This window comes from Allobosea sp. 01N443, from assembly GCF_056399325.1.
The window spans coordinates 1-10,443 of sequence record NZ_JBFTRC010000201.1 but is presented as its reverse complement, the minus strand read 5'-3'; the positions used below and the strand labels follow the sequence as shown (position 1 = coordinate 10,443).

At 65.1% G+C, this 10,443-nt stretch carries 9 protein-coding genes; 4 read left to right on the top strand and 5 right to left on the bottom strand.

Annotation, left to right across the window (positions count from 1 at the left end):
- Together AC1DRP_RS30870 and AC1DRP_RS30865 are read right to left on the bottom strand one after the other, a co-directional pair.
- Window positions 1-1,419 (bottom strand): EAL domain-containing protein (locus AC1DRP_RS30870; RefSeq protein WP_476770482.1); only part of this gene is annotated, 1,419 nt, incomplete at its 3' end.
- Between the two features lie 445 nt (window positions 1,420-1,864).
- On the bottom strand, window positions 1,865-3,643 hold the full coding sequence (locus AC1DRP_RS30865) for an ABC transporter transmembrane domain-containing protein (RefSeq protein WP_476770481.1): 1,779 nt from the start codon (window positions 3,641-3,643) through the stop codon (window positions 1,865-1,867).
- A gap of 145 nt (window positions 3,644-3,788) precedes the next feature.
- Between AC1DRP_RS30865 and rpmE the strand changes: the two genes are divergently transcribed.
- Entirely contained in the window at window positions 3,789-4,022 is a 234-nt protein-coding gene (gene rpmE / locus AC1DRP_RS30860; protein WP_043238453.1) for a 50S ribosomal protein L31, read from the top strand.
- A 119-nt stretch (window positions 4,023-4,141) separates the two neighbouring features.
- On the opposite strand, the gene rcdA is transcribed toward rpmE, so the two are convergent.
- Complete coding sequence (rcdA, locus tag AC1DRP_RS30855; RefSeq protein WP_113513280.1) at window positions 4,142-4,672, bottom strand: protease adaptor protein RcdA; 531 nt, start codon at window positions 4,670-4,672, stop codon at window positions 4,142-4,144.
- Between the two features lie 418 nt (window positions 4,673-5,090).
- Entirely contained in the window at window positions 5,091-5,291 is a 201-nt protein-coding gene (locus AC1DRP_RS30850) for a DUF1192 domain-containing protein (RefSeq protein WP_069879389.1), read from the bottom strand.
- A gap of 120 nt (window positions 5,292-5,411) precedes the next feature.
- Between AC1DRP_RS30850 and AC1DRP_RS30845 the strand changes: the two genes are divergently transcribed.
- The 3 genes from AC1DRP_RS30845 (at window position 5,412) to AC1DRP_RS30835 (ending at window position 8,317) form a co-directional block, all read left to right on the top strand.
- Entirely contained in the window at window positions 5,412-6,413 is a 1,002-nt protein-coding gene (locus tag AC1DRP_RS30845) for an NAD(P)H-quinone oxidoreductase (RefSeq protein ID WP_441506988.1), read from the top strand.
- Between the two features lie 250 nt (window positions 6,414-6,663).
- Window positions 6,664-7,389, top strand: coding sequence for a DUF1013 domain-containing protein (locus tag AC1DRP_RS30840; protein WP_441488192.1), 726 nt, complete (start codon window positions 6,664-6,666; stop codon window positions 7,387-7,389).
- Between the two features lie 43 nt (window positions 7,390-7,432).
- Entirely contained in the window at window positions 7,433-8,317 is an 885-nt protein-coding gene (locus AC1DRP_RS30835) for an MBL fold metallo-hydrolase (protein WP_441506987.1), read from the top strand.
- A 42-nt stretch (window positions 8,318-8,359) separates the two neighbouring features.
- Here AC1DRP_RS30835 and AC1DRP_RS30830 read toward each other — a convergent pair whose 3' ends face one another.
- Window positions 8,360-10,276, bottom strand: coding sequence for a propionyl-CoA synthetase (locus tag AC1DRP_RS30830; protein WP_476770480.1), 1,917 nt, complete (start codon window positions 10,274-10,276; stop codon window positions 8,360-8,362).
- Between the last annotated feature and the right edge of the window lie 167 nt (window positions 10,277-10,443).

The window sequence follows — 10,443 nt, the reverse complement described above, 5'->3', positions numbered from 1 at the left end:
TTCTGCGACGATGAACAGGTTCAGCGTCTTGGCCATGTCGATGATGTGAGAGGTCACCGAACTGGTCGCCGTGTTCCGGCCGATCGTGTCGATGAAGGATTTGTCGATCTTGAGGGCGTCCAGCGGCAGGCCCTGCAGATATTGCAGGCTCGAATAACCCGTCCCGAAATCGTCGATCGCCACGGAATGACCGAGCTTGCGGGCCTGAATGATCGTCTCCCGCGCCGGATTGATATCGATGAAGCCGCGCTCGGTCGCCTCGAGCCAGATCTGCTGCGGCCTTATGCCCGTCGGCGCGAGCGCGGTCTGGATGAACGACAGAATCCGCCCGGTCTTGATATCGTCCGCACAGAGATTGACCGCGATGTGCAAGGACCGGTCGGTCACCAGCAGCGCCTTCATATCGAGGATCACCACGTCGATGATCTGATCGGTGATCGGCATGATCAGCCCGCTTTCTTCCGYAAGCGGAACAAAGAGATCCGGCTGCACCAGGGAGCCATCGGGGCGCCGCCAACGCACGAGGGCCTCGGCACCGACGCAGATGCCGGTCTCGAGCTCGATGATCGGCTGATAATGCACGATGAATTCGCGGTTGCGCACCGCGATCGTCAACTCCCCCAACGGAGACAGGCGCTTTCGGGACAGCCAGATGATGATGCCGACGATGAAGGCCGCGATGAAGGCCCCGACCGGCAGAAGCAGCATTCGTTCCCGCCGGAGGGGCCTCAACAGGCTCTCGCGCGACTGGGCCGCCACTGCGACCCAGCCTTGAGCGCGGGCTGCTGCAAAGATGTTGTGATCATCCATGCCCGTGCGCGGATTGGCGAGCAGCTCGCGCAGCACCCCGGGATCTGGATCGTTCAGGGCACCGATCAGCACGCCCTGTTCGTTGCCGACGGCGATCTTGATGCCGGGGTCGACGATCACGTCAACCAGGCGCACCGGGTCGATCAGGACATTGTAGTCCCCGTGGTGCAGCGCCATCCTGGCATCGCCGCCGCTCACCATCGGCATCATCCTGACGATGACCTMGATGCCGTCTGCCGTCACGTAGTCGCCGGGAGAGTGGGCAATCCTGTCAGCCGTCTGACCCCAGGATGTACATTTCAGGATTCCGTCGCGAAAATACCCAACCTCGTCGATCGAGCGGTTGTTGATCGCGAGCCTGCGCATCGCGGCAATATGCTCCTCGGTGCAAGGCTCATACGGAGTGCCGGCGATGGTCCGGAGGGCCTCGCTCGCCCCGGCGAAGGCCGTCTCCGCGCGCACGATCACCCGCTTGGCAAACAGCTCCAGCCGGGCCTGCTCGGCGCGGACGGCAAGCGTCCAGGAAATATGGAGCATCACGGCGATCGGAAGGACTGCGCCGACCAGGGCTAGCACTGACGCGACAAGGATGATGTGAAAACGCTTCACGCTTGCGCCTTCGCGAATGGCGTGCACCCCATCAACGAGCGGAGCGTACGGGTTCCGGAACTGCTGCGCAATTTGCGTCACAGACGGAGCCGATGTCTTGTCGAACTGCAGGAATAGTGAATCCGCGCCCTGCAGGAATGACAAGGGCGTTACAATTCCCTGACGCGTTTGATCGGCGCGAACAGCCGGACATCTCCGAGAGCCAGCCGTTTCACCTCGCAAGACGGAGCCTCTACTCGTGCCGTGCGATGCCTCGCTTGAATCCCGCGACGCGGCTTGCGTGGAGCGCTCCGACCTTGAGGCGATCCGATTGAGGCGCGAGCTCCCGCCGCCATGCAGGAGGACAAAGCAAAGAGCCCGGGTACGATGACGGCGTGGCCGCCGTCATCGGGTCGCAAAACCGGGATTGCTGGGCATCGGCCCAGATTGCGCCCGGGGCGCTCGGCTACGCCGCCTCCAGCCCGAATTGCAGGGCAGCCAGCCTGGCATAGAGCCCACCTCTCGCCTTGAGCTCCGCGTGGGTGCCCTCCTCCACCACCTGGCCCTCGTCCAGAACCAGGATGCGATCGGCAGAAAGGATGGTGGCGAGCCTATGGGCGACCACCAGCGTGGTGCGGCCCTGCATCAGCCGGTCAAGCGCATCCTGGACCGCGCGTTCGCTTTCCGAATCGAGCGCGGAGGTGGCCTCGTCCAACAGCAGGATCGGCGCATCTTTCAGCACCGCCCGGGCGATCGCCAGACGCTGGCGCTGGCCGCCCGAGAGCGTGACGCCACGCTCGCCGACGACAGTGTCGTAACCCTGCGGCAGAGCACGGATGAAGCCGTCGGCTGCGGCCAGGCGGGCGGCTTCCTCGACCTCCTCGCGGCTCGCACCGGGGCGGCCATAGGCGATATTTTCCCGCACCGAGACACCGAACACGGTCGGTTCCTGCGGCACCAGCGCGAAGCGCTGCCGCCAGGCTTCCGGATCGGCGTCGGTCCCGGCGACGCCGTCGACCATGATGCGGCCTTCCGCCGGATCAAAGAAGCGCAGCGCAAGCTGCAGCACCGTGCTCTTGCCGGCACCGGATGGGCCAACCAGGGCAATGCGCTCGCCCGGGCGGACGCTGAAGGACATCTCGTGCAGCGCCAGGACCGTCCGCCCAGGATAGGAGAAGGAGACGCGTTCGAAGGCGAGTTCACCGAGCGATGGCTCGGGCATCGGCTTTGGATGCACAGGAGCGGTGATCGCCGGTTTGGTCGCGAGGATTTCGCCGAGGCGCCCGGCGGCACCGGTGGCGGCCGAAATCTCGCCATAAACCTCCGAGAGCTGTCCGAGCGAACTCGCAGCCAGCACCGCGTAGAGCACGAATTGCGAGAGCCTGCCGCCAGTCATCCGGCCGGCAAAGACATCCATCGCGCCGACCCAGAGCACGCAGACCACGCTGGCGCTGACCAGGAAGATCGCGACGCCTGAGAGGATGGCACGCGAGCGCGTCGCGGAGCGCGAGGCCGCATAGGCATCGTTCGAGGCACTCTCGAAGGCCCGGGCCGTCTGCCGCTCGGCCCCGAAGGATTGCATGGTGCGGATCGCACCGACCGCCTCCGAGGCGAAGGCCGAGGCATCGGCCAGACGATCCTGCGCCGCCCGCGCCCGGCGCCGGACCGAGCGTCCGGAGAAGACCAGCGGCAGCACGATCAGCGGGATCGCGGCGATGACGATGGCCGAAAGCTGGGGGCTCGTCACGACCATGAGCGCCAGGGCACCGAGAAACATGATGCCATTGCGCAATGCGATCGAGGCAGCCGAACCGAAGGCCGATTTGATCTGCGTCGTATCCGCCGTAAGGCGCGAGACGAGGTCGCCGGCGCGGCTCGAATCGAAGAATGCGGGCTCGAGCCGGGTCAGATGGGTGAAGACATCGGCGCGCAGGCYGGAAACGATGCGCTCGCCGATCGTCATCACCAGATAGAATCGCGCCGAGCTCGCCAGTGCCAGCACGGCGACGACCCCGATCAGCAGCATGAAATAATTGTGGGCGAGCGCCTGATCGCCGCCGGAGAACCCGACATCGATGACGCGACGGACCGCGAGCGGCAGCACCAGAGTCGCGCCCGAGGCGACGATCAGTGCGAGGATGGCCAGCGCGATCCGCCCCTTCTGCGCCAGCGCATAGGGCCAGAAGGAGGAGAGAGAATGGAAATCGGGGCGCGTCTTTTTCTGGTCTTCGTTATCTTCGGCCACGCTTCACTGTCCTGTCATGCTTGCGCTGTCGCTTCGCCTGCGCTATTGCGCTGGCGACTTCACGACAGGCTCATACGAATTGTTCGACGGGCCGGCCAGCTAGCCTGGTTATCGACCGTGCCCGCTTACGATTGAGGATTTCGCCATGAAGACCGGCATCCATCCCGACTACCACACCATCAAGGTCGTCATGACCGATGGCACCGAATACTTCACGCGTTCGACGCTCGGCAAGGAGGGGGACACCCTCAATCTCGACATCGACCCGAAGACCCACCCGGCCTGGACCGGCGGCACCCAGCAGCTGATGGACCGCGGCGGCCGCGTCTCGCGCTTCAATTCGCGCTTCGGCGCYCTCAGCGCGCTCGGCAAGAAGTAATTCGGCCGTCGATCGTCCCCGATCGACGCAGCCTGCAAACACAAAAGCCCGGCCTAGCGGCCGGGCTTTTTGCGTGTCGGGCGGCGATTGGTCGCGGTCGCGAGCCCCGCGCATCAGGCTCAGTTGAGCAGGGCGAGCCGCGATTGCAGGCTGCGGATCTGGCTCTGGACGGGGTTCGGAGTGACCTCGAACACGTCTGAACCGGACATCAGCCCTTCGAGGTGGCGGATGCGGTCCTGCAGACGGATGGAGTGGGCAATCAGATCGCGCAGCCTCTGCGGCAGGCGCATCGCCTCTTCCTGCACCGGCGACAGCATCGGCTCGGCGATCTTGACTTTGTTCTTCTCCAGCCGAGCCTGCTCTGCGGTCATCTCTCCTTCGGCCACGGCGCGCTGCACCAGGAGCCAGGAGGCGATCTGCATCAGCCGCGTCGTCAGGCGCATGCTTTCGGTCGCATAGGTCAGCGCAACATCGCGCGGGAGTGCCGCCGACTCGGCGCGGCCGTCGCCATCGAGGTAGCTCGCCGTCAGCTCGACCAGCGCCATGCCCTCGCGAAACAGCAGCATGAAGCCGTCCGATTTGACGAAGCCCCTTGCAAAGGAAAGTGCGCCTTCATCCGGCCCGGACTTCAGCAGCGTCATATCGGTCATCGCGACGTCTCCAATCGGCACAAAGGCGTGTGCGTCTGGGACGCGCCACGGATTGATACCGTCACAACGGCAAGAATAGCGCCGTTGCATTGTCGAGACTCTGGTAAGATGTTGTTAACCTTAACACGCCATGAAGGCCAAAAAAGAGCCGCCCCGAAGGCGGCTCGAAGGTCAACAGGGAGGCGTCAAACAGAGTGGGCAGGAGCCACTCGACATCCAGAGAAACTGGATGATCGGATTCATACTTTGGAATCGTTAAGGAGCGGTTAAGAACGCCGCCGCGCGAGCATATTTGCGCAAGGAAACGGCAGGATCGGGCGACGATTGCCCTCGTCCCGCGCCAGTCGGCCCGGTCGATGCGCGCTTATGGAATCCTGGCACGACGAAGCCTGAGCTATTCGTGCCGCGAGCCCCTGCCTCAGCCTATCTTGCGGAAAAAGGCATCCGCAGCCGAGCGCGAAGCATCCTTTTTGGCCCTGATCTCCATCAGGCGCGCGATCTCGGTCTTGAGCGCCTCGATGCGTTGATCGATCTCCGCGAGCGACAGCATCGCAAGATCCTGCCCGATCTGGTGAATGGGTTGCGGCGCGGGGCGGTCATCCTCTGAAAATATCGACATGGCTGCCTCATTTTCGAAACGCGACGGCGGAGACTAGCCGGCTCGCCGCCGCAAGGCCACTATCTCTGCGAAGCAGGCGTCAGATGCGGACGCCTCATGACCAAAGAGGGACAACCAGACGTGATGCCAATCCTTCCCGAGACGATGACCGCCATCGGCTTTGCGGCCCCCGGCGGCCCTGACGTGTTGCGTCCTGAAACACGGCCCGTGCCGAAACCGGCCGCAGGCGAGGTTCTCGTCGAAGTTGCGGCCGCCGGCATCAACCGGCCCGATGTCCTGCAGCGGCTCGGCGGCTACGCTCCCCCGCCCGGCGCCTCGGATATCCCCGGCCTCGAGATCGCGGGCAGGGTCGTGGCGGTCGGCGATGGCGTCGGCCGCTTCGCGTTGGGAGACCGGGTCTGCGGGCTCGTCGCCGGCGGCGGCTATGCCCAATATGCAAGCGTCCACGAGAGCAATGCCCTGCCAGTCCCCGCCGGGCTGTCGCTGATCGAGGCGGCCGCGATTCCCGAGACCTATTTCACCGTCTGGACCAACGTCTTCCAGCGTGGCCGGTTAAAGAGCGGCGAGAGCTTCATGGTCCATGGCGGCAGCTCGGGCATCGGCACCACGGCGATCCAGCTCGCAAAGGCCTTTGGCGCGACGGTCATCGCAACCGCGGGCTCGGATGAGAAATGCGCGGCCTGCCGCGAACTCGGTGCCGATGTCGCGATCAACTACCGGGAGCAGGATTTCGTCAGCGCCGCGAAGGAGGCCACCGGCGGGCACGGCATCGACCTGATCCTGGATATGGTCGGCGGCGACTACATTTCCCGCAATTACGAGGCAGCGGCCGAGAGCGGCCGGATCGTCCAGATCGCCTTTCTGAACGGCCCCAAGGCGGAGGTCGATTTCCGTCGGCTGATGATGAAGCGCCTGACCCATACCGGCTCGACACTGCGCCCGCGCACCATCGCCGAGAAGGCAGCCATCGCCGCCGAGCTGGAGGCCAAGGTCTGGCCCCTGCTGGCCCAGGGCCGCTGCAAACCCATGATCCATGCGACCTTCCCCTTGGCAGAGGCCGCGGCCGGGCATCGCCTGATGGAGAGCAACGCCCATATCGGCAAGATCGTCCTGACGATGTGACCCGCAGCCGCGATATCAGTGCTCGCCTTGCCGGCCGGCGCTGTCATCGATCATAGGGCTGTCTGAGCCACCGGCGCCTTCCGCGCTTTTTCTTGGACAGCCTTCATGGCTTTGCATATAACGCCCGCATCCTGCTCATCGCTGATGATTTGGATGGCCGGCCGAGGAGGCCGGTCGGCGCATGAGAGCTTTTGTCCGCGACCCTGATCCGGCGTAAGCCGCCGGCCTTCGAGATCCAGGAGACGATGCCGTGTCACAACCCCCGCTGATGCCGAAAGCCACTGCGGTCTGGCTCGTGGAAAACACGTCGCTGACCTTCGAGCAGATCGCCGAGTTCTGCAAACTCCACCCGCTCGAAGTTCGCGGCATCGCCGATGGCGAAGTCGCCGCCGGCATCAAGGGCCTCGACCCGATCACCTCTGGTCAGCTCACCCGTGAGGAGCTCGAGCGCGCCGCCAAGAACCCGAACCACCATCTCCGGCTTGCCGAGCGCAAGGTGAAGGTGCCGGAGATCAAGCGCGCCAAGGGGCCGCGCTACACTCCGGTTTCCAAGCGCCAGGACCGCCCGAACGCGATCCTCTGGCTGCTGCGCAACCATCCCGAGCTCAAGGACGCGCAGATCATCCGCCTGATCGGCACGACGAAATCGACCATCGCCCAGATCCGCGACCGCACCCACTGGAACGCGCAGACCCTGACGCCGGTCGACCCGGTCAGCCTCGGGCTCAGCTCGCAGATCGATCTCGACTTCGAGGTCGGTCGTGCGGCCAAGGATCGCCCGGCCGCCCTTGCGGAGGCAGGCTCGACCTTGCTCCCGGCCGAGGAGACCACCGCGCGGGAGCCGGTCCATGCGAGCCAGCCTTTCGCTGATATGAGCAAGCCGAAGCGCGAGGAGGAAGCGGCGATCGACGTCGATTCCGTCTTCGCCAAGCTGAAGCAGCTCAAGCGTCCGGCCGACGAGGACGACGAGATCTGAGGTCGCTGACGACCGAGCGGCCTGCCTGTCGCGGAGAATGGCCTTGGCATCCGATCTTGCCTTCACCTTTCTCGGCACGGGCGCGCCGCCGGTCAGCCTGCGCCGGGCCGGCCCGTCCCATCTCGTCCAGGGGGCCGGACGCAAGATCCTGATCGATTGCGGCTCGGGCGTGAGCCAGCGCCTGGTCGCCGCCGGCCATCGCGGCACCGATATCGACCTGCTCATCGTCACGCATGAGCATTCCGACCATCTGGTCGATTTCTACCAACTTGTGGTCTCATCCTGGCATCAGGGCCGCGCCCGCCCCTGGCGTGTGCTGGCCCCTGCCCCCGCACTTGCCAATATGCGCGCGCAATACGAGGGCTTTGCCCGCGAACGCGCCTTGCGCATTGCCTTCGAGAAGCGGCCCGACGCCACGGGGCTCGATGTGCAGTTCGAGGAGCTGCGCGAAGGCATCGTCTCCGGGCTGGGCGAACTCGCGATCGACGCCTTCCTGGTTGATCACCGGCCTGTCGAGCCCGCTTTCGGACTCGCGATTTCGCTGGCAGGCAGCAGCCTTGTCTTCTCGGGCGACACGCGCCTGACACCGTCGCTCGAACGCGCCGCGCAGAATTGCGATCTGCTGGTCTGCGAGGTCTTCATCGACAGTGAGATGCCTGTCGTCGCCGGTATTCGCTCGGCCGAGACCGTGGCGGCCGTACAGGCCTATCACATGACCCCCGCCGTGGTGGCGAAACTGGCGACGCAGGCCGGCGCAGGCATGCTCGCGCTGACGCATCTGGTACCGCCCGGCGCCGACACCTCCCGGCTTGCCCGCGAGATCAGGACGGCAGGTTATGCCGGCCCGCTGATTGTTGGCGAGGATCTGATGGCGCTCGATGTCGGCGAACGACTGCTGCGCTGGAATGGCGCGACGATCGGGATCTGAGCCGCGTCATCGCGAGCCAGGCAATCCTGTCTCGCCCTCGGACTAGCCAACGCCTCTCGCCTTGAGGACCTCGCCGATCTCGTCGAGCACGACAGGATCGTCGATCGTCGCCGGTACGGCATATTCCTCGCCATCGGCGATCTTCTTCATCGTCGCGCGCAGGATCTTGCCGGAGCGTGTCTTCGGCAGGCGTGCCACGGTCACCGCGAGCTTGAAGGCAGCAACCGGGCCGATCTTGTCGCGCACCAGCGCAACCAGCTCCTTCTCGACCTCGGCCGGGCTTTGCGTCACGCCCGATTTCAGCACGACGAACCCGCAGGGCTGCTCGCCCTTCAGAGCATCCCTGATACCAACCACGGCGCATTCCGCCACCGCCGGATGCGAGGCAAGCACCTCCTCCATGCCACCGGTCGAGAGCCGATGGCCGGCGACGTTGATGATATCGTCGGTGCGGCCCATGATGAAGACGTAGCCGTCCTCGTCGATGAAGCCGGCATCCGAGGTGTTGTAATAGCCCGGGAAGGCCGTGAGATAGGATTGGCGGAACCGCTCGTCGTCCTGCCACAGCGTCGGCAAGGCGCCGGGCGGCAGCGGCAGCTTGACCACGATCGCCCCCATCGTGCCGGCCGATACGGGTTTTCCGGTCTCGTCGAGGCACTGCACGTCATAGCCCGGCAGCGGCACGGTCGGCGATCCATGCTTCACCGGCAGGAGCTCCAGCCCGACCGGGTTGCCGACCATGCAGGAGCCGCTCTCGGTCTGCCACCAATGGTCGATGACCGGAACCTTCAGCACGTCCTCGGCCCATTTCAACGTATCGGGATCGGCCCGTTCTCCGGCGAGGAAGAGCGTGCGGAACTGCGACAGGTCGTAGCGTGCGAGATGGGTTGCCTGCGGATCCTCCTTGCGGATCGCGCGAAACGCCGTCGGTGCGGTGAACATCGCCACCGCCTTGTGTTCGGAAATGACGCGCCAGAACGCGCCGGGATCAGGCGTGCCGACCGGCTTGCCCTCATAGAGCACCGAGGTCGCGCCATGCAGCAGCGGGCCATAAACGATATAGCTATGGCCGACGACCCATCCGACATCGGACGCGGTAAAGAAGACCTCGCCCGGCTTCACGCCGTAGAGGTTCTCCATAGTCCATTTCAGCGCGACCATATGGCCGCCGTTGTCACGGACCACTCCCTTGGGCCGACCCGTCGTGCCCGAGGTGTAGAGCACATAGAGCGGGTCCGTGGCGGCGACCTCGACGCAATCGGCCTTGCGTCCCGCGGCCTTGGCCGAGGCGACCAGCGCCCGCCAGTTCCGGTCGCGCGTGACATGCATGGAGGCGTCCGCCTGGGGACGCTGCAGCACGATGCAGGTTTCCGGCTTGTGGGCGGCGAGCGCGATCGCGCCGTCGAGCAGCGGCTTGTATTCGACGATGCGTGTCGGCTCGATGCCGCATGTCGCGGTCAGGATGACCTTTGGYCTGGCGTCATCGATGCGCGTCGCCAGTTCCTTGGCGGCGAAGCCGCCGAACACCACCGAATGCACCGCCCCGATCCGGGCGCAGGCCAGCATGGCAAAGGCTGCCTCCGGGATCATCGGCATGTAGATGATGACGCGGTCGCCCTTGCCGACGCCCAGATCCTGCAGGACAGCCGCAAGCGTCGCGACCTCGCCGAGCAGATCACGATAGCTGTAGCTCGCCTTGGTTCCGGTGACGGGGCTGTCATAGATCAGCGCCGTCTGCTCGCCCCGCCCGTCACGCACATGCCGGTCGAGCGCATTGAAGCAGGTATTGCAGCTCRCATCCGGGAACCAGCGTCCATAGACACCGGCTTCGGCATCGAAGATCGCCTGCGGYGGCTTGATCCATTCGATCTCGCCTGCCGCCTCGCGCCAGAAGCCGATCGGATCCGCCTGCCAGCGCGCATAGGTTTCGCGATAGTGGCTTGCATGCGTGGCATTCATCGGACGCGTTCCTCTTCGCCTGGTTCTGGCCTAGACCCGGCAAGCGGGTCGGGCGATTTTGCGCGGGATCGTGCTCACTCTCCCCCGCCTGCGCAAGCACGCCGCCGTCAGACTTTAGCTACGCATCCGCGCACGACCGCTCCCGCCCTCGCCCCCCCGGACAGCCA

Coding starts and splice junctions, on each gene's coding strand:
- rcdA (WP_113513280.1), bottom strand. CDS start 4,672: ATGACCGATATGACGCTGCTGAAGTCCGGGCCGGATGAAGGCGCACTT.
- AC1DRP_RS30850 (WP_069879389.1), bottom strand. CDS start 5,291: ATGTCGATATTTTCAGAGGATGACCGCCCCGCGCCGCAACCCATTCAC.